Raw genomic sequence first — 19,185 nt, forward strand, 5'->3', positions numbered from 1 at the left:
CGTCATTCTTGGCGGTGCTGCAGAGCTATTTTTTGAGGCTTGGCGAATATGAGCTATCTGGGAAGCAAAGTGGCCAGCGGTGTTTATAAAAAAATCATTGCCGAAATGCCGCCGCATGATACCTACATTGAAATGCACTTGGGCGGCGGCGCTGTGATGCTGCGCAAGCTACCAGCGCTGCATAATTGGGGGATCGATATTGACCCGGAAACCGTCGAGGCGTTTAATCAGGGCAACCCTGATTTTCTGGATAGACTGGCGGACACCCTGTTTATTGATGCTGGCGATGCCGTCGAGTTCTTGTGTTGTTTCGATTACGTCTCTGCCGGCCGCGTCTTAATTTATTCTGATCCGCCTTATCTCCATGAAAAGCGCAGCAGCTCCGCGGGCTATCAGCATGAAAACACAGTTGGCGATCATTGCCGTCTGCTGCATTGCTTTTGCTCGATGCCTGAAAATGTGAGTGTAATCGTATCGGGCAATCCCCCTTCGGTTTATGACAACGCCTTACCGGGCTAGCGCAGCAAGGAATTTCAGGCAATGACACGCGGCGGAGTGCGAACGGAGAAGATCTGGATGAAGTACTAGGAGGATACCACGTACTCGCATGCATTCGCCGGTAAGGACTAAAATGACCGTTATCGGATTAAGCGAAAAGCGCAGCGCTGGAAGGGAACGTTTGCCTCTTTACCTTCCGCAGAGAGGATGACAATAATGGTAGCCCAAAGCTCCTTGGAAGAGTAATGTTCGTAAGTTTCACATTAAATAAATAATATTGATTACAGCTATTTTATAGAGGAGGTATATTCCAGATGGAAAGTAAAAATTTTAAAATAACAGAATGGGTGGCGGTAATAACTTTGGCAATTGGTTTGTACTGTTATTTGTATAATTATGCTTATTGGAAATACTTTGGAATAAATTTTTATGATTACTTCTCATATATTGACGGGCTTCAGAGATCCGTTCCCTTACTCGTTTTTACGCTTGTGACAGTTAATTGTATTATGTTTTTCTTTTTTTTCTTGTTGTATTTGATCAAGAGAAAGGCATTGGGTGTCTTCAGGTTTCTAAAAAAAATATATAAAGATGTGAGTACAAGTTATTACCTAGCTTGGTCTGTTTTATTGTTGTTTTTTTATACTTTGTCGAGTTTTTTAGTGATGCCGATTCTTAATATTGATGGCTTGTCATATGAGCAAAAGAACTATCTTGTAGGAGCATTGTATGCAATTTTTGTTGCGCTTTTTTCTTCAGCGATATCATTGTTTTCTTTTGTGAGGAATATTCAAAGGAAAAAAAAGATAAAACATGCTATTTTTTTGTTTTTTATGTCCCCGATACCATTTCAAATAGTTATGTCAATACTTTACATACCTATTATGAATGCATATAGAGATGAGAATACAGTTAAAGCACAAGTTATAACAAAAAATGGTGATCTGCGTTCATCGCATAAAATGCTAGCTTTAACAAAAGACTTTGTATTTATCATTGATGATAAAAATGTAGTGGTAAGAAAAATTAGTGATGTTGAATATATATTTTATGGAGTCGACAAGGTTAAGTAGTGAAGATATTAAGCCAATTCGCTTTGTTAGTAGACAATAAAGTCATTGAAGTCACGAAAAGTGCATAAATGTGCAAAGGTTTTGAAGCTGTATTTTTGCTACGCAGAAACTGAAACTGAAACTGAAACTGAAACTGAAACTGAAACTGAAACTAAACCAGAACCAGAACCAGCACTGGCGGGACCTGGGCGGACCGCTAAAGTGTAGAGAAAGATACATGTTTAGCTTTAAGACGAGGCGGGTCATTTCTGTTCAGGGCCCGCCAGAATGTCTCTGGCTTCGTTTGATTGGAATAGGACTCTGAGACATACAGGTTGTCCGACATGGGAAGGAAGGAGGCTGCAGGTGAATAGCGTCTCACACCGTCAGAAACGGCGGTGTCAGCTGATAAAACCGCGCCTGACGACAGTTCAGTGACAGAACTTCCGCTGAATATCGATGTTTTGAGGCGATATTCACGCCAGTAAAGACAGGAAATCACTAGCAGCCTCAGAAAATCCGCCCGGGAAAGCTCAGATCAAGCCTTCACGAGTACCGCTCGCGGCCTGTGCACGTCGGTTGATGACGAAACCGCGCTGGCGTGGGGGCCAAAAGTTACCGCCGCGAAAGATATGAGCCTGACGCCGGAAGAGGCGGAATGCCGCTGGCGTGAACAGCTGCGGATCGAGGCAGAGCGGCGCGCGGATAACTACGCCGCGGCGGTTTCGGAATATCAGAAGAAAAAGACCGAAGCCGCAATGCGCCAGGCGCAGTAACAGGAATCGACGCAAAAGAACAGCATCTCCAAAGAGGTGATCGCCAGCATCGGCGCGCAGCTGCCGGATTTTTGTCAGTGATGAGATTGTGCGATCAGTCGCTGGCGGTACCCGCGTTCGTCACGGTGGCGGCCTGCTTGCGGCGGACAATGGCTGGTTGCGCGAGGTGAAGGTGTGGCGCGCCGGCGAGAAAGATAAACCAACTTCCGAATATAGGGCAGTGCGTGACTTGGTCACGCGCTGGAGCAGAGCAGTGAAACCAAAATAGGTAAATGCAAGATTGAAGCTTGTAATCACATATTTTACTATTGACGTTTATTTGCAACCTTCTTAAAGTGAGTGCTTGATAAGTACGGTGGTTATATTTTTCTTAGGGGATTTATTGCAATGGAATCAAGAAATAAGAAAAAAATCACCTTCGCATGGTGGAACACAAGTATGTCTCCACATTCTAAAGAAAATACTGCTAGCGATGATCATAAAAATTATGTCGTCTTTACATTATTACGCTTGATTCAAGAAAAAAACATTGACGTTTTATGTTTATGTGAAGTATCTAAAGATGATATTTCTTTCATTTTTCAATGGATCTCTGAACTTGGTTTTTCTGTATATGATGGAACAATGAGGGATGGAAGAAAAAAATTTGATTTGTGTGTTTTTTATAAATCTAACGTATTTGAATTGAACGACTCCGAAATAATAAGCAAGCCATATATATCAAATAATATTTATGCAGGCCAAGAAATTGATTTCACGATAAAAGAGACTGGTGAGCCGATTACGTTATATTTGGTTCACTGGTCTAGTCGATTGTACGATCATGAGGATTCTACAAAAAAACACTATATTAGTGTTGCTCTAAGGGATGCTGTGTTTGCTAGCATTGAGCAAAGAAAAATAAACAATGTTATAATTCTTGGAGATTTTAACGAGGAGCCGTTTAATAAAAGTTTGACTGATATATTATGTGCTTCCAGAGATATAAATCTTGTTAAAAAATCGCCGAGGCTTTTGTATAATCCATTCTGGAGACATTTGGTTAATGGAAAAATGTTTCCTGAACATAAAGAATTTGAAGGGTGTGGAACATATTATCATAAAGGTGATGAGATTCATCGCTGGCGAACGTTTGATCAAATAATATTCTCATCAAGTTTTGTGAGGGATGGTAACTGGTTTCTTGATGAGGCTAATACAGAGGTTTTTTATGATGAAACATTTGTTAGATTTATTTATAATTCAAAATCTAAATTTGACCATTTACCTGTGATTTCATCAATCGAGAGGCGTTGATATGAAAGATTTTAAAGGTTCGTTGTTAGCAGGGATTGCTGCGGCTAAAAAAGCGGAAGATAATAAGAGGGAAATACGTTCTGTTTTTTCCAACTTAAGCGAACAGGTTAAAGAAATTAGTGATAATAAAGCTAGGTTTGGATATGCTACTTTTTATCGAAAGCATGAGAATTCAACAGCGCAAGCTTTTTTCAGTCTTGCGCAGCAGCTGTCTGGGGGGGCGCAGAAGTATCAAGGTTTAGGAATATTTGATAGTGAAGGGAAGAATGGGATAGAAATTGCTGAATGGTCAGAGGATGATTCTGGGTATCCATGTTCAATTAGATATAGTGGCGAAAAAGTGTTTTGCTCTAACAAGCAGGAGCTTGAGCTTGCGCTATCAGAACTTCTGAAGGAAGTCAAAACAGGTGAAGCCATTCTAGAGCAAATTAATAATTACGATAGAAAAGCCAAGCCTAAAGATGCAGATCCAGCTTAAATTACTTTGGTTGGATGTAACGGCAAAACGATTGCCGTTACATCGAGCCGCACTTTATGATTGGGTGCACAAAAATGCACAATTTTGCACAATTTTTGAAACATTGTTTTTGTTACGCAGCACCAGCACTGGCGAGGCTTTGGCGGCTTGCACAAAGTGCACAAAAAGATGCAGGTTTAGCGCGCAGGCGAGGCGGGGGAGCAAGCGCGCGCTTTGGGGGTAGGGAAGGGGTCAGCATACCTCGCCAAAAGCCGCCTGCCGGGCGCGCACTTTCGCGGTGCATCCGGCGAGCGGGCAGGCAAAAGCCCGCCAGAATGGCGCTGGCTGCGTCTGGTTGGTGATATGACATTGAGGTGTTGCAGGTTGGCCGACATGGCCGGGAATGGTGGTGCTGCAGGTCGGTACCACACCGCCGGGAATGGCAGTGCGGTACCTTCAGATTACTTCGGGATTTCCAGCAGGGCGTAAGGGTTGAAGCGGATCACCTCTTCGCCGAGCCAGTCGTTAACATGCTTCATCGCTTCCATCACCGGCGTCAGCTCATTCACCGCGAATACCCTCGCCGCCTTCTCGACGTCGCCGAATGATCCGTTACCTTCCGGGATAGCACCCATCAGTTGCGGCGGTACGCGGTGAGCCGCGAGCATGTCATCACGCGTGGAGGACTTCACGCCGACAAACTCATCCTTCGCCGATATCTGACTGAACGGCAGGATCTGCACGGCGTCTTTGCCGACACCGGGCGCACTCAGCAGGATGTTTTTAAATGCCCCGCCGCGTCGGGTATCGGTCAACGTCTTCTTCAGGTTCTCAAGACTCTCGCCGTCGGCCACTGCGCTGCTGACGTAGACAATACAGCCGGCATGCGACCCGTTGTCGTAGTAGAGCTTGCGGAACTTGTCGGCGGAGTGGGCCAGGTTGGCCGACAGCAGACCAGCGAAGTACTCCGGCATGCCGTAGATCTCCTGGTGAATATCCGGGTTGATCACATGGCACACGGAACTGGTTTTGAACTGGTGATCATCAAGCCCGGACTGAATAAACCAGTAGGTATCGAGGTCGGAACCTCGGCGGGTGTACTTCGCCAGTGAGTTACGAAAACCCATTGGCCCATTCAGGCGGTTACGGCGCATCTCAAGGTACGCATTGCCGAACACAAACCAGTCGAGCGCAAAGGCGCTGAACGCCTGGCGCGATAGCAGCTTGTGCGGGATAAAGCACCCGGCCAGCACGTTACGCTTGAAGAACAGCGCCGACTGGTGCCAGCTCGCATAGCCGAACTGGCGGGCTAGTCCGTACCAGCTGATCGGTGTCTCGTAGTACCGGCCATTATTGGCGCAGCACATGTTATCCAGCAGGTCATGAGCACCGGTCACCGGCCACGGGCCGTCGAACGTGAACGCGCTCAGGCCGGGGGCTGACTTCAGCGCGTCGGCGAGGTCGGCCTGCTCCCTGGCATGCTGCCTGCCGCGCGGGGATTTTCGTCTGCTCATCAGTACTCCATAACAGTCATAGTGTTGCCGCCTTCCTGACCCAGCGGCTCGTTAACGGTGGCGAGCATGGTCGCCCAGGCGAGATCGCCGTGACTCACACCACGGGCGCGATCGGTGTCGTAGGTGATGACACCGCCGGGCGTGACCACCTTGCGCACGGCACAGAAAGCGGTGATCAGGTCATATTCGCCGCGGTCATACTCCCAGCGACCGGCGCGAATCAGTTGCAGCATCTTCAGTACCAGCATGCGCTTGCTGGCTGGCGAGAACTGGTAGCACACCGCCGCCGGAAAGCGCTTCTTCACGAGCTGGTAAACCGCCTCGCCAATGCCGCTGCCGTCTATGCCGATGTGCTGCACGTTGTAGCGCGTGAGCATGTTAATGATCATGGCGGCCTGCGCCTCAAACTCCATGCCGCGCACGCGAATGGTTTCAATAGTGCGGAACTTGCCGCCGGGGATCAGTGGCGCCGCGTTAACAGAGATGGCCCCGCTGTCGCCCTTACCGCTGGAGCCGTTGGGGTCGTAGCCAATCCACACCGGGCGATCGGCCATCGGGCGCATGGCGTAGGGCTTCCAGTCCGGCCACTCGTCATAGCCGTCCGCGCCGCAGCTCAGCAACATGTTGTAGTCAAAGGCCGTTTCGCCGTTCTTGATGAAGGTGCAGGCGTAGAGGTTGTCGTACTCTTCCGGGCTGTTTTCCTCGCGGATTTCGTCAATGTCAGTCAGATCCCAGCCGTTATCGACCGCATCCTGCAACGTGACGATCTGGCGCCAGATTTTATCCGGGCACATCACCCCACTGTTAAGCGTCTTCCAGGACGTGTCGAATTCCACGCGCTTACCATGGCTGCGGCCTTTGTTGAAGGCTTCACCCGACCAGAAGGGGTACGCCTCGTGACTTTCAGCCGATGGCGTGGAGAAGTAGGTGCGTGTCAACCCCTTCAGGGTCGCCATCGCGCCAGCCACTTTCTTCAGGTTGGCAAACTGCCCGACCCAGAAAAACTCATCGAAATACAGGTTGCCGGTGTACGACTGCGCGGTTGCGGCTGACGTGCCGAGAAAATGCAGCTCCGCACCGTTGAACAGCTGGATCATGTCACCACCCTTTAGCTCAACATCAACTTCAGCAGCAGCGGCACGAATAAAGCTGCGGAACTGGTACGCCTGGCGGCGACTGGCCGACAGAAATATCTGGTTAAGCTGATGCTTGTACTTCACATCGTCAGACAGCGCACGCAACAGCGCCTCACGGGCAAAGTACCATGTTGCGCCGACCTGTCGGCTCTTCAGAATGGCCCGGTTGCGGTGGTGATGGTTCTCATACCAGGTTTTCTGATGCCAGTGCAGTGAGTCGATAATGTTGGCCCGCAGCGCGGAGATCTGCGCCTCTGAGAAGAAGTTCTGTTTCTTGCGGATCTTCTTCTTCGGTTGCGTCGCTGGCGTTCCGTTGTCCAGCTTCTTGAGCTGTCGCGTCAGCAGGTCAATTTCCTTGAAGTCGCCCCCGGTTTTTGTGTCCTTACTGGTGAGCTGGATCAGTCGTGCATCAATGGACGTCGTAACGCGCTGGATCGGTGGCGTGGTGTCCCATTCGTCACGTTTTTTCCAAGAGTAAATCGTATTCTGATTGATACCCATCAGGCGCGCGATCTCCGCCGGGGGGTACCCCTGCCAGTAGAGCTGCCGTGCCCGCAGCATGATGAATGCTTCTTCAGTCGCCATTAATCCTCCTCGCTTCCTGCCGGGGAGATTAACCCGCGCGCGCGGGTGCTTTCGCCCGCTTTTGGTTGTGGTGATCCCCTCACAACAACAACGCGTTGAGCGCGTGCGCCAGCCCCTGCCATCATCTCCGGGAACTCAAAAAACAGCGAGTAAACGAACATGGCAGGCACAGCTAAAACCCGTAAGAAGTTTCGCGTTGCCGTCTCCGGGAATACCGTGGATGGCCGCGAAATTCAGCCGCAACACCTCCGCGATGCGGCGGCGAATTACAGCCAGGAGGTGTACGGCGCACGCGTCAACATTGAGCACTATCTCTCTATGTTTCCGGGTAGCGATTTTGGCGCAATGGGCGATGTAGTGGCGCTCAGCACAGAAGATATTACCGACGGCCCGTTAGCCGGGCGTACGGCGCTTTATGCTGAGATCGAACCATCTGATCGCATGGTGCAGCTGACTAACAAAGGCCAGAAGGTCTATTCCAGCATTGAGCTGCACCCGCAGTTCGCTCTCAACGGTAAGGCCTATGTCGTAGGACTGGCAATGACCGACACCCCGGCGAGCCTAGGTACCGATCGTCTGAAGTTTGCGGCACAGCAACGCGCATCGGTGATGGCCTTTAACAATCAGCAGGGTGAGGCACCAATGTTTACCGAAGCTCTGGAAGCCGAGGTGATCGATCTGGCCGCCCAGCGCAGCGATGAGGGTAAGCAGTGGTTTAACCGGGTGATGGGTATTCTCGGCAAGGGCCAGAAAACCGACGATCAGCGCTTCGGTCAGGTGCATCAGGCTGTTGAGGCTGTGGCGCAGTCTCAGGTTGATTTGGGCGAGCAGTTCAGTGCTGCCGAGCAGGAGCGCCAGCAGGACAAAGCCGCCATTCAGAAGCTGACAACCGACCTTGCCGCACTGCACCGACAGCTTGAAGGTACAGACGGCAATTTCAGCCAGCGCCCTGCGGCTGGCGGTGGCAATAACGCGCAGCTTGCTGACTACTGATATCCATAACGAGAGATCCCGCACATGAGAAACCCTACCCGTAAGCTGTTTGACAGCTACGTTGCCCGGCAGGCGCAGCTTAACGGCGTCAGCGCCGCCGCCGTTGCGGCACAGTTCAGCGTTGACCCGACCGTACAGCAGCGCCTTGAGGCGGCCGCACAGCAGGATGATGCTTTTCTGAAGCTGATTAACGTCTTTGGCGTGGAAGAGCAGATCGGCCAGAAAATCCTGATCGGCAGCAAAGGCCCGCTGGCGGGCGTCAACAACAGCACAACCAATCGCCGCAATCCCGGCGCTAATGACCAGATGGACGCGTACAACTACCTGTGCCGCAAAACCAACTACGACTACGCCGTCAGCTACGCGCAAATGGATGCGTGGGCGCATCAGCCGAACTTCCAGCCGCTTATCAGTTCTGCTATGGCCCGTCAGATGTCGCTCGACCGCATCATGATCGGCTTTAACGGTACCAGCTACGCCGACCCATCAGACCGCGCAGCGAATCCGCTGTTGCAGGATTGCGGCATCGGCTGGCTGCAAAAAATTCGTAATGAAGCTGCACACCGTCGCATTACCGGCGTGACGATCACCTCGCGTGACCAGAACAACGCCATTGTCGCCCAGGGCACCTACGGCAACGTCGCGGCGGCGGTCTATGACGCTAAAAACAGTCTCATGGACGAGTGGCATAAGCGTAACCCTGACAACGTGGTGATTTTGTCCGGCGATCTGCTGACAACCAGCAACTTCCCGACCATCAACGCCATGAGCCAGACCAACCCGAACACCGAAATGCTGGCCGGTCAGCTGATTGTGGCGCAGGAGCGCGTAGGCAACATGCCGACCTTTATCGCGCCTTACATGCCGGGTAACGCGATCCTCATCACGCCGTTTAAAAACCTCTCGGTCTACTACCAGCGCGGCGGTCTGCGCCGGACGATCAAAGAGGAGCCGGAGTACAACCGCGTGGCAACGTACCAGTCCTCGAATGACGACTTCATTGTTGAGGATTACGGCGCCGTGGCCTTTATCGACGGCATCACCTTTGCCGAAGCACCGGGCGGCGAGTAACCGCGCACTGGCGGGCTACGGCCCGCCGTTAATCGGGGAAGAAACCATGCTGACACCGGCACAAAAACATTTTCAGAAGGTCATGGCGGAACGTCATGGCAAAACCGACGAGCAGTCGGACACAGCCCGAACGGCTCACGAGCAAATCATGCACCGGTTGCGCATGGATCAGAGTGCATTAAGGCGAGTGCAGTCTGACCAGGCGAAAGCGGCGATGAAACGCCAGTTACTCCCGCATTACGAGGGCTGGATAGAGGGTACGCTCGACGGCGACAGCGGCAGGCAGGATGAGGTGATTGTCACTCTGATGGTGTGGGCGATTGATGCCGGTGATTACGCGCTGGCCGCCCGTATTGGCCGCTACGTTGTCACGCATGGGCTGCTGATGCCTGACCGGTTCAACCGCACTGCTGCAACCGCCCTGGTTGATGAAATTTGCGATCCGATCCTGGTGCAGGTCAAGGCCGACGATGCGACCGACGTCACGTCCTATCTGGTGGTGCTCGATGAGGTTGCAGAGTTCACCGCCGGCAGCGATATGCCCGATGTGGTTCGCGCCAAGCTCTGTAAAGCCCGCGCCTTCGCGCTGCGCAATGGCACAACCGAAGAGCAGACCACTGCGCTGGCACTGTTGCGACAGGCGCTGACGCTGGACGCGGGCGCCGGGGTGAAAAAAGAGATTGAGCGACTGGCTCGCGTGGTGAAAAAAGCCTCCGCAGAGGCGGGCGCAGGTGGGGGCAGTGATGCTGATGGTACCGATGGCGGCGATAGCATTGAAGGCGCTGGCGATGCTGGCGGCGATACCGCAGTGGACGACACCGGCGCAGGCGACGCTGCAGCAACGCCAGAACCGGCGGTAGTGGCCAGCGCCACAGCAACCAGAACCACCCGCAAAAGCACAACCCGTAAACCGGCGGCGCGCAAAACAACAGCGAAAAAAACGCCTGCCGCTAAAAAATAACCGACTTGCGCCCCGTGCGCTGGCGGCGCGGGCGGAGATCTGCAACGCATTGCGTTTTCTTTTCTCCGTCTGCTCACCGCCACCCATTCAGGAGACGACTCGATGAGCCTTGTAGCCGGTCGCACTGTTACCCCCTCTTCGGAGGACGTGCCGGACACTGACGACGGTGGCGAGAAAGTTACCGCCGGGGAGTTCTGGCCGGAAATCGCCCTGAGCGATGTGCGCATGGAGATGCGCATCAATGGCGCGGTGACGACTTCGCGCCTGAAGCAAGCCGTTATTGAAGGGGTATCCCACGCCCTCGATCAGCTCGCTGACTGGCAAGCCGCCCAGCAGGCGGCGGGTTATACCCGACTGGCTGACGTCCCGGCGGTCAGGGTTAACAACGAGAGTATTAAGGTTCATCGCTTCCGTCGGGCAGTATTCAGTATCGCCCGCGCGCACATCCTCGGAACGAATCGGGACGTGGACACCACCGGTGATGCGGGCGAGAAGCGCGCCGTTGCGCTGGCGTCGCAGGCAGATGATATGTGGCGCGATGCACGCTGGGCAATATCCGATATTCGCGGCACCGTGCGCAATTCTGCGGAGGCATTCTGATGAAAGTGCAGGCATTGCAGGGCGACACCGTGGATTTGCTGTGCCAGCGGCACTACGGCACCACGCAGGGCGTGACCGAAATTGTGCTGGCCGCCAATAAGGCGCTGGCCGGTCAAATCTTCCTTGAGGCGGGGCAGGTAGTGGAGTTGCCAGAAATCAGCACCACGGCAGCACAGGAGAGCGTACAGCTATGGACTTAATCAATCGCATCTGGAATGGCGTGACGTACTCCTGGTCAACGCTGCTGACCAGCATCGGCGTGATGACGCAAAAGGACTGGCTGGCGGCCATTGGTGTGCTGATCGGTATTGCTGCCGCTGTATTCGGCGAGCTGCATCGTCGTCGCATGGCACGCATCCAGGAGACAAACAACACGCTGCTGAACGAACTGATCGACGCCATTCGCGACGATACAGAGAACCGGCAGGACGTTAAAGAGCTGATCCGCAGTATCCGGGGGGCACAACGATGAAAAAACGCATAATTGCCTGCTCAACTGCGGCGATCATCTCGCTGGCCGCCACGCTATGGCCGCAGTCACTGCGTACCAGCCTGGAAGCGCAACTGAAGATGGCGAAGTACGAGGACTGCCGTAAGACCCCGTACTACTGCCCGGCAGGTGTGCTGACGGTGGGGATCGGCTCAACGTCGAAAGTGGAGAATCGCCAGTACGCCGAGGGTGAGATCGCCGGGCGCTGGGTTAACGATTTAATGCGTGCCGAAAAGTGCACGAACCGCGAGTTTAACGGCGCCGCAGCACCGCAGAAGGTTTTTGAAAGCATGACCGATGGCAACTTTAACGTCGGCTGCACCGGGCTGGGGTGGTACACCAACAGCAAAGGCCAGAAGGTACGAACCACCCTCTGGCGCCATGCGCAGGCGGGCAACTGGAAGGGCGTTTGCGAACGGCTGACGGACTTTGTCAATTCCGCTGGTAAACGTTCGCAGGGACTGGTTAACCGCCGGGAAGATTTTCAGGCGTGGTGCTTATCCGACCCTGCGCTGAAGGGGGCGAAATGAAAGCGACAGCCATTCTCGCCATCGTGATGTTTGCCCTGCTGATTGCCGCCGTCAGCGGCCTTGCGTGGCAAAGTCATAAGCGCGAACAGGCAGAGAAATCACTGACCAGCACCCGGGAAGAACTGAAACAGACCGGCGATGTGCTGGTCGAGGTCAGGGCGCTACGCCAGGACGTCAATCAGGTTGAGGCCGGACTGAAGAAACTAAATCAACAGCGAGCAGCAACGGGAGAGAACAGACGTGAAAACATCAAAACAGCACTGGCCGGTAACGGCTGCGCCGCTGCTCCTGTGCCTGCTGCTGGCGCTGACAGCCTGTACCAGCGAGCCGAAGAAGTCAGCGCCGCAGATTATTCAGGAGCCTTTACCGGAAAGTCTGACGGCAAAAACTGACGTTCCACCACCACCGGACAGGCCGATGACGTGGGGCGGGCTTGCTGTCTGGACAGATTCATTGCTTGACGCACTGGATACCTGTAACGCCGATAAAGCGGGTATTCGTGAACTGGAATTACGTCGCACCGCCAGGGGGATAAAGTGAAAAAAGCCGAACTGCTGCGCGCTGCGCTTATCGCCGGTAATACCTGGTGCAAAGCCAACCCGGAACAAATCACCGTATGGGTGGAAAAAGGCCATATCCAGATCGAGGCGACCGGCGAATCGTCGTTCATGTATCACTACACCATCCAGGTGCTGGCGATGGATTTTCCCGGCCAGATTGACGATCTGATGTTGCCGTTGCTGGCGTGGATCTGGCAGCAGCAGCCCGATTTGCTGCTGAATCCTGACAATAACCGCAAGGTGGAGTTTGACGCCGATATTATCAACGACGACGTCGCCGACATTCTGTTTAAAGTGCCGGTCTGGGAGCGCGTCATAGTGACCACGGAAAACGGTACGCAGAAAGCGGAGCACCTGGCAGAATCGCGCCCCCGCTTTAGCGGTGGTGAGTGGGAGATGGTCTTCAATCCAGAATCGGGAGGTACGCTGGCATGAGCAATAACGACGCACTCTTCAGCCAGCTTGATGAGGTATTTGCGACCATCCTGTCGGGCATGTCTCCGGCAGGACGGCAGCGTACCGCCCGCAGCGTCGGCACCATGTTGCGCCGGAGTCAAAGCCAGCGCATCGGCAGACAGGAAGCACCGGACGGCTCGACGTTCCCGACCCGCCGCCGTCGCGTGCTGCGCTCACAGGCCGGGATCGGTTTTGTCTGGCAGGGTGAAAACCGTCGTCTGCGCAACTGGCGGGCCATTCGTGGCCGCCATGGTCGCATGCTGACCGGATTTGACGAAGAGCGCGGCGCGGTTCGCTCGTTCTACAGAGAAGACATTGAGCGCTATCTCGATATCAACTTTAACGAGACGCGCCGCAATACCACGAAAGCCGATCCGATGTTCCGCCGCCTGCGTACCGCTCGTTTTCTCAAAACCAGCGCCACACCTGACGGTGTCGAAGTGGGTTTTTCCGGTGTTGCCGCCCGTATCGCCCGCGTCCATCAGTTCGGTTTGCGGGACAAAATCAACGGCAGCGGCGCAATGGGAACCTATCCCCGCCGCGAGCTGCTGGGCCTGAGTAAGGCCGACCGTATGGCGATAGCCCGCCAGGTGATTGACTCGCTGGGGGTACGCTGATGGAGATTGCCGGGCTGCTTCGACTGATTGAGAACATCGCCCGCACCGGTACGGTGACGGAGATTGACGAGGACAAATGGCGCGTTCGTGTGCAAAGCGGTGGACTGGAAACCACCTGGTTACGCTGGAACGCGCAGCGGGCCGGGGTGTTTAAAGTCTGGGTGCCGCCATCCATCGGCGAGCAGGTCTGGTTTCTGTGCCTGGGCGGCAATACCGACGTTGCCTTTATCGGCGGCAGTCTCTATAGCGACGATAACCCGGCGCCGGGAGCGTCGCGTAATGAGATGGTGGTGACCGCACCGGACGGCGCGACGTTTCGCTACGACGCGGAGGCAGGCGCATTGCAGGTGAAGGGCATTCAATCTGCCGTGGTTGAAGCGTCAGTCAAAATCACCCTGGATACACCGGAGGTGGATTGCACCAACCTGTTGCGCGCGAAAAGTCTGGATATTTCCGAGGGCGGGGAGATGCGCGGCAATTTTAATCACACCGGCGGAGCGTTCAAATCTAACGGCGTGCAGGTGGATGACCACAATCACGGCGAGGTTGAGCGCGGTGGCGACTGGACGGTGGGCACAAAATGACAGAACGCTATCGCGGCATGAATGCCGCAGGCACCGGCACCCTGACCGACGAGGATCATGTGTGGCAGTCGGTTAACGACATTCTGCTGACGCCGGTTGGTAGCCGCCTGATGCGCCGTAACTACGGCTCGTTGTGCCCTGATCTTATCGACAGTCCACAAAACGACGTGACCCGCCTGCAACTGATGAGCGCGGCGGTGATAGCGCTGGCGGCGTGGGAGCCGCGCATTGTGCTGGATACGATCAACGTGACGTATTCCGCCAGTGGTGCCGTAACCGCTGAGCTGTCAGGCATGTTGACCGAAACGATGGAAAAGAGCACCCGCGCGGTGACGTTAAAGGGAGATGCCAATGCCAACAATTGACCTGTCTCAGCTGCCATCACCGACCATTATTGAGGCGCTGGACTTCGAGACCATCCTCATTGAGATAAAAGCGGTAATGGTGGCCGCATTCCCTGAGGATCAGCAGGCCGCTGTTGCGGCGGCGCTGACGCTGGAATCGGAGCCGTTAACCATCATCGCTCAGGCGATAGCCTACCGTGAGCTGCTGTTACGCCAGCGCATTAACGAAGGGGCGGCGGCCTGCATGCTGAGTCATGCCACCGGCGACGATCTGGACAATATCGCCGCCAATCTGGACACGGAGCGCCTGGTTATCACCGCGGCGACCGATACGGCGGACGCAGTAACGGAAGGTGATGAAGCCCTGCGCCTGCGCGCGCAGGCCGCGTTTGAGGGAATGAGCGTTGCCGGGCCGTCGGCGGCGTATGAGTATTTTGCCCGCAGCGCCAGTGGCCAGGTCTCTGACGCGCGGGCAACCAGCCCGTCGCCGGCTGAAGTGGTCGTGGCGGTATTGTCAACTGAAGGCGACGGTACCGCATCGGCGGAACTATTGGCCGCCGTTGCCACAGCTGTCAATGATGAGGAGGTGCGCCCTCTGGGAGACAGAGTAACAGTGCAGAGCGCGGAGATCGTCGAGTACGAGATCGACGCCACGCTGTACCTCTATCCCGGCCCGGAGTCGGAGCCGATTATTAATGCGGCCATGGCGTCGCTTCAGGCGTTCCTCGCTGATAACGATAAGAAAATTGGCCGCGATATCGTGCGCTCCGCTATTTCGGCGGCGCTGCATGTCCAGGGTGTGCAGAGAGTGGTGATTAACACGCCTGCTGACGATCTCCAGATTGATAACACCCAGGCGGCCCGCAATACCGGTTACACCGTGGACAATGGCGGGACGGATGAATAACTCTCTTCTCCCGCCATCCTCAACGGCATGGATGCGCAGCGCCGAGGGCGCTGCCGCCAGGCTGTCAGCCATAACGGTAGCACTTCGCACACTCTGGACGCCCACCGCCTGCCCGGTTGATCTGCTGCCGTATCTTGCCTGGGCACTGTCAGTAGACCGGTGGGATAAGGACTGGCCAGCAGAGCGAAAAATTGCGGCTATCCAGCAATCCTACTGGCTGCACCGTCGAAAGGGTACGCGCGCAGCTGTTCGGCGGGTGATCGAGGACATGGGTTTTTCTTCCACATTCGCGGAATGGTTCGACGTCGGCGACGAACCGGGCACATTCCGGCTGGAGGTGGACGTTAACGAGGTCGGGTTGACGCCGAGAACCCTGGATGAATTAAGCCGCCTTATCGGCGATGCAAAGCCGGTGAGTCGTCACCTGGCCCAGCTGAAAATCGCGGCCAGCTCGCGAGGCACGGCATGGCTCGGTTCCTGCGTTTTTGATGGCGAAATTATTACGGTTTACCCGCAGGGCTATAAACCTGATGACAGTATTTATTACGACGAAATGGCTAATTATGACGGCAATTATTATTACTCCGGGGGCTGAATATGTCTGCGATTAACGAAGAATCTCAATGGGGAAATGAAATCCCGCTCATTGCCCGGACGGACAAGGTTGCCGGAGGGAAAACGGGTCTGGTGAATGTTCAGGCTACTATTCTGGCGAACCGAACTCAGTATCTCAAAGGGCAACTGGAGGCTTACAACACGCTAATTAAGTCGGGGGAGCTACCGTTTACATCGCTGCCGGATGCGCAGGCTGCAATCTCTGCCGGAAAAATTCCGGAGGGGGCGATTTTTTCCGTCAGATCTGAAGATGCCAGAGTGTGGGCTGAAGAATTCAGGAATGCTGATGGCGTTGCAGTATCTACCGGTAAAAAGATACTCGATGGCCAGTCGTTCACAGTAACCATTTTCCCCACCGACGAGGATCCAGACGGTACCATAACGGGAATTGCCGCGACATTTACCGGCCAGACGTTTCGCGTTGTTTTTTCTGGCGAGACCGACGGGCGCGAGGTGCTTTACCGCAATGATAATGGTACGGCGATCCCGCTTTCGGAGACCGTCAGCAAGGCCGCCGTTGACGCCGTGTCGGAATCCGTAGCCAACCTGCTCCCTCTTAATAACACCTCCCGATTTATTGAGGTCGGGGCGGCGGGATCGGAACTGGCAAGGGTTACCGATGAGGATATTAAGCTCGATAAGGATAACTTCATCCTGGAATGCATCAGAGATGGTATGAGAATGTTTTTTGTTCCCGTCTGGTCAGAAAAGATCACAACCGACGAGCTGGAAATTAACGGTATCGCCATCGATCCTGCCGCAATTCCTCCCGCCATCATGGCTGAGAACCTGATCGGGCTGGCAAAGTCCAGTAAATTTTTAGATCCAGAGGTATTCAAACCCGGCGGGGAGCTGGCGTCGATAAAGGACGAGGATATTAAGCTGGATAAAGATAAATATATCCTGGAATGCATCCGTGACGGGAAGCGTGTTTTCTTTATTCCGGTAGAGACGGACGAATTAACCACGCGATCACTGACGCACGAAGGCGCCAGTAAATTGCTTGACCCCGGGATCTTCAATAAGGGCGGGGAAATGGAATCATGGGCCGGGTACGACAATATCACCTGTGACAAAGAAGGGAATGTTCTCTCTTATGTCAAAAACGGCATCCACTACATCCTGCCCCATCATTCCTTCTCGGAGATTAACGTTGACAAGTTATATGTTGGCGGCGTCGACGCAGCTCAGCTTTTTGGTAAAAGCCGCATGCTAAAAATCCCTTACACCGAGGAGGTGGAAGGCAGAAGTCAGATTTTCACTCTGGATACAGTGACCGGCGCACAAACGCAGTTAACCGACGGCACCGCTAATGAGAGCCTGCCTGATGTTGGGCCTGACGGATTGCTAACCTGGCACTCAGATCGAGAAGATAATGTGCCCGGCGGCCGGTATTTCCTTGATGAGTCCGGGATTATTCGTCCCCTCATTTCTCGCAATATTCTGGTTGGCTGGGGTGATTCGTTCATGGAACAGCCCGTGATGATGAATAAGCTGCGCGAGCTGACGGGGTTAACCACATATAACTTTGGCAAGTCAGGATTGCGATCGACAGCTGTCGCAGCGCGACAAGGTGGGGCTCCATTCCACTGCATGCCTGATGGTGGTGTTATTCCCGCCAGCGGCTCAGTAAACCTGCTGCCAAATCTTCCGGGCCCAGCCGCTTCTGCATCGAATGGCGCCATGACAGGCATTAAGTGCAGCCTCGCAGGCGTTGACGGAACCTTTAACTGGTCGGGCTCTCAGGCGTATTTTACCCGTGATGTTGCAGGCGTAGCGGTCAACGTTCCCGCTTTGCTCCCTCTGTTTGTTTATCCATACACCACCTCAACGGTCGTGGGTTCTGTTGCGGCAGGCACGCGTTATGACCTGCACGACGAGGCCATTGTGTTGCTGACGTGCGGGCGAAACAACACGACGCTCTGGTGGGAGGTTATTAACGATCTCAAAAGTATGGTGGGCTACCTCAAGCCTCGCGGTATTCGCTTTGCCTACATGCCGCAGTTTACGCAGGCCAGTGAGATTCGCGGAACGGATGGATATCAACGCATCCACAGGATTAATGAAGAAGCCCGATTGTTATGTCCTGAAAATTACGTTGAGTTAGACGGCGTGGATTTATTGCAGAATTTCAAAAATCACCACAACCCGGCATCCGCCCAGGACGTAGCTGATATTGAAAATGATACCACGCCAACATCACTGCGAACTGACACGCTGCATCCATCACAGGTATTAAAAAGTGACGCGCTTTATATCGGTGCAGAGGTCAATGCTGAATTCAACTATCTATTTTTTAAAAGTAAAGGGTGGGTAAAATAATGGCCGGTAAAGCAGAGCAGTTTTTATCGTTGTCCGTCAAAACAAAGCTAAAAATGTACCGGGATCCGGCAATTAATGCCGGAACGCTGGGATTAATTGACGTCAGTCACGGGTGGGCGGGGGGCGGCCAGGATCTTCCGTCAGGCACGCCATTAAATAATTTGTGCTGGGTTGATAATGACCCCGCCGTAGTCGGCTCGGTTTCCCTGGCTTACGACGGGGTCGCTAATGGAATGGTTTTCGATAAAACGTCTCGCCAGTATTTCCAGATGCCCGCTGGCTTTATACCGACCGCTGACATGACGGACTACATGCACACGTTCTGGCTGAAAATCGACCCGGCCAATGCGGGTAATGCGGGGTTTAATAACGTTATCGTAGGCATTGCTGCCACCAGTTATGCCACCACAGCCAACCGCCTGATGCAGGTTTTCCCGACGATCACCAATGGTGTCATTACGGCGCTTACCGTAAGTGTGCGCGGGGTTAACTATTCAATTCTGCCGTACCTCAGTGGTTTGGTTGACGGAAACCTGCACTGCCTGAGCGTGCGCTATGTCGAGTCGTCAGACGGTACGCAGCAAAAGGGGATGGTTTATCTGGATGGCGCGCTTGTCTATGAGGGGGCCTTTGTCGCGAAAATTGCCTACCCGGCAGCGGCCATTACCTATAACGGCGTAGGTTCCGATCGCGCTGATGCGGCAGCATTTGCCGGCAGATTCTATCGTGCGCGCATGGATGATTTAACGCTGGCTGAGAGTTCCGCGTTGACGATCATCGCTACAGAAATGGATGCAGTGAGCGGGCTGTTTAGCTGATCC

At 54.0% G+C, this 19,185-nt stretch carries 21 protein-coding genes and 2 pseudogenes; 21 read left to right on the forward strand and 2 right to left on the reverse strand.

Annotation, left to right across the window (positions count from 1 at the left end; all coding sequences use genetic code 11):
• Positions 1-48: 48 nt before the first annotated feature.
• The 5 genes and pseudogenes from N438_RS20620 to N438_RS20640 all read left to right on the forward strand — a co-directional run bounded on the left by N438_RS20620 (position 49) and on the right by N438_RS20640 (position 4,100).
• Positions 49-744, forward strand: a pseudogene (locus tag N438_RS20620) (DNA adenine methylase).
• Between the two features lie 68 nt (positions 745-812).
• Positions 813-1,571: a hypothetical protein gene (locus N438_RS20625; protein ID WP_116696450.1), complete on the forward strand. Its 759-nt coding sequence runs from the start codon at positions 813-815 to the stop codon at positions 1,569-1,571.
• 398 nt (positions 1,572-1,969) lie between these two features.
• Positions 1,970-2,594, forward strand: a pseudogene (locus N438_RS20630) (replication endonuclease); the annotation flags it as partial.
• A gap of 119 nt (positions 2,595-2,713) precedes the next feature.
• Positions 2,714-3,622 (forward strand): endonuclease/exonuclease/phosphatase family protein, encoded by a 909-nt coding sequence (locus tag N438_RS20635; protein ID WP_116696451.1) that lies wholly within the window; start codon positions 2,714-2,716, stop codon positions 3,620-3,622.
• A 1-nt stretch (position 3,623) separates the two neighbouring features.
• Entirely contained in the window at positions 3,624-4,100 is a 477-nt protein-coding gene (locus N438_RS20640; RefSeq protein ID WP_116696452.1) for a hypothetical protein, read from the forward strand.
• A gap of 440 nt (positions 4,101-4,540) precedes the next feature.
• Here N438_RS20640 and N438_RS20645 read toward each other — a convergent pair whose 3' ends face one another.
• Together N438_RS20645 and N438_RS20650 are read right to left on the reverse strand one after the other, a co-directional pair.
• Positions 4,541-5,593, reverse strand: a complete 1,053-nt coding sequence (locus N438_RS20645) for a phage portal protein (protein ID WP_116696453.1) — start codon at positions 5,591-5,593, stop codon at positions 4,541-4,543.
• Positions 5,593-7,314, reverse strand: a complete 1,722-nt coding sequence (locus N438_RS20650; protein ID WP_116696454.1) for a terminase family protein — start codon at positions 7,312-7,314, stop codon at positions 5,593-5,595. Before N438_RS20650 ends, N438_RS20645 begins: the two co-directional genes overlap by 1 nt.
• 159 nt (positions 7,315-7,473) lie before the next feature.
• Here N438_RS20650 and N438_RS20655 point away from each other — a divergent pair, with 159 nt between their 5' ends.
• The 16 genes from N438_RS20655 to N438_RS20735 all read left to right on the forward strand — a co-directional run bounded on the left by N438_RS20655 (position 7,474) and on the right by N438_RS20735 (position 19,182).
• Entirely contained in the window at positions 7,474-8,307 is an 834-nt protein-coding gene (locus tag N438_RS20655) for a GPO family capsid scaffolding protein (RefSeq protein WP_116696455.1), read from the forward strand.
• A gap of 24 nt (positions 8,308-8,331) precedes the next feature.
• Positions 8,332-9,378 (forward strand): phage major capsid protein, P2 family, encoded by a 1,047-nt coding sequence (locus N438_RS20660; protein ID WP_116696456.1) that lies wholly within the window; start codon positions 8,332-8,334, stop codon positions 9,376-9,378.
• Between the two features lie 46 nt (positions 9,379-9,424).
• Positions 9,425-10,339, forward strand: a complete 915-nt coding sequence (gpM, locus tag N438_RS20665; protein ID WP_116696487.1) for a phage terminase small subunit — start codon at positions 9,425-9,427, stop codon at positions 10,337-10,339.
• Between the two features lie 102 nt (positions 10,340-10,441).
• The gene (locus N438_RS20670) at positions 10,442-10,939 is read left to right on the forward strand and encodes a head completion/stabilization protein (RefSeq protein WP_116696457.1); all 498 of its coding nucleotides are present in this window, start codon (positions 10,442-10,444) and stop codon (positions 10,937-10,939) included.
• Complete coding sequence (locus N438_RS20675) at positions 10,939-11,139, forward strand: tail protein X (protein WP_116696458.1); 201 nt, start codon at positions 10,939-10,941, stop codon at positions 11,137-11,139. The genes N438_RS20670 and N438_RS20675 overlap by 1 nt, the downstream gene beginning before the upstream one ends.
• On the forward strand, positions 11,130-11,411 hold the full coding sequence (locus N438_RS20680) for a hypothetical protein (protein WP_044784790.1): 282 nt from the start codon (positions 11,130-11,132) through the stop codon (positions 11,409-11,411). The genes N438_RS20675 and N438_RS20680 overlap by 10 nt, the downstream gene beginning before the upstream one ends.
• A complete protein-coding gene (locus tag N438_RS20685; protein WP_116696459.1) occupies positions 11,408-11,959 on the forward strand; it encodes a lysozyme in 552 nt (183 codons plus the stop codon). The genes N438_RS20680 and N438_RS20685 overlap by 4 nt, the downstream gene beginning before the upstream one ends.
• Positions 11,956-12,351, forward strand: a complete 396-nt coding sequence (locus N438_RS20690; RefSeq protein ID WP_116696460.1) for a DUF2570 domain-containing protein — start codon at positions 11,956-11,958, stop codon at positions 12,349-12,351. The genes N438_RS20685 and N438_RS20690 overlap by 4 nt, the downstream gene beginning before the upstream one ends.
• A gap of 144 nt (positions 12,352-12,495) precedes the next feature.
• The gene (locus N438_RS20700; protein ID WP_116696461.1) at positions 12,496-12,954 is read left to right on the forward strand and encodes a phage tail protein; all 459 of its coding nucleotides are present in this window, start codon (positions 12,496-12,498) and stop codon (positions 12,952-12,954) included.
• Positions 12,951-13,592 (forward strand): phage virion morphogenesis protein, encoded by a 642-nt coding sequence (locus N438_RS20705; protein WP_116696462.1) that lies wholly within the window; start codon positions 12,951-12,953, stop codon positions 13,590-13,592. Before N438_RS20700 ends, N438_RS20705 begins: the two co-directional genes overlap by 4 nt.
• Complete coding sequence (locus tag N438_RS20710; RefSeq protein WP_116696463.1) at positions 13,592-14,176, forward strand: phage baseplate assembly protein V; 585 nt, start codon at positions 13,592-13,594, stop codon at positions 14,174-14,176. Before N438_RS20705 ends, N438_RS20710 begins: the two co-directional genes overlap by 1 nt.
• The gene (locus N438_RS20715) at positions 14,173-14,541 is read left to right on the forward strand and encodes a GPW/gp25 family protein (protein ID WP_063106280.1); all 369 of its coding nucleotides are present in this window, start codon (positions 14,173-14,175) and stop codon (positions 14,539-14,541) included. The genes N438_RS20710 and N438_RS20715 overlap by 4 nt, the downstream gene beginning before the upstream one ends.
• Positions 14,528-15,427, forward strand: a complete 900-nt coding sequence (locus tag N438_RS20720; RefSeq protein WP_116696464.1) for a baseplate J/gp47 family protein — start codon at positions 14,528-14,530, stop codon at positions 15,425-15,427. Before N438_RS20715 ends, N438_RS20720 begins: the two co-directional genes overlap by 14 nt.
• Complete coding sequence (locus N438_RS20725; RefSeq protein WP_116696465.1) at positions 15,420-16,022, forward strand: phage tail protein I; 603 nt, start codon at positions 15,420-15,422, stop codon at positions 16,020-16,022. The genes N438_RS20720 and N438_RS20725 overlap by 8 nt, the downstream gene beginning before the upstream one ends.
• Before the next feature lie 2 nt (positions 16,023-16,024).
• Positions 16,025-18,364 (forward strand): hypothetical protein, encoded by a 2,340-nt coding sequence (locus N438_RS20730; RefSeq protein ID WP_116696466.1) that lies wholly within the window; start codon positions 16,025-16,027, stop codon positions 18,362-18,364.
• On the forward strand, positions 18,364-19,182 hold the full coding sequence (locus N438_RS20735; protein ID WP_116696467.1) for a hypothetical protein: 819 nt from the start codon (positions 18,364-18,366) through the stop codon (positions 19,180-19,182). The genes N438_RS20730 and N438_RS20735 overlap by 1 nt, the downstream gene beginning before the upstream one ends.
• Positions 19,183-19,185: the final 3 nt, after the last annotated feature.

The organism is Klebsiella sp. GL120222-02 (assembly GCF_003097195.1).
GTDB lineage: Bacteria > Pseudomonadota > Gammaproteobacteria > Enterobacterales > Enterobacteriaceae > Klebsiella > Klebsiella variicola.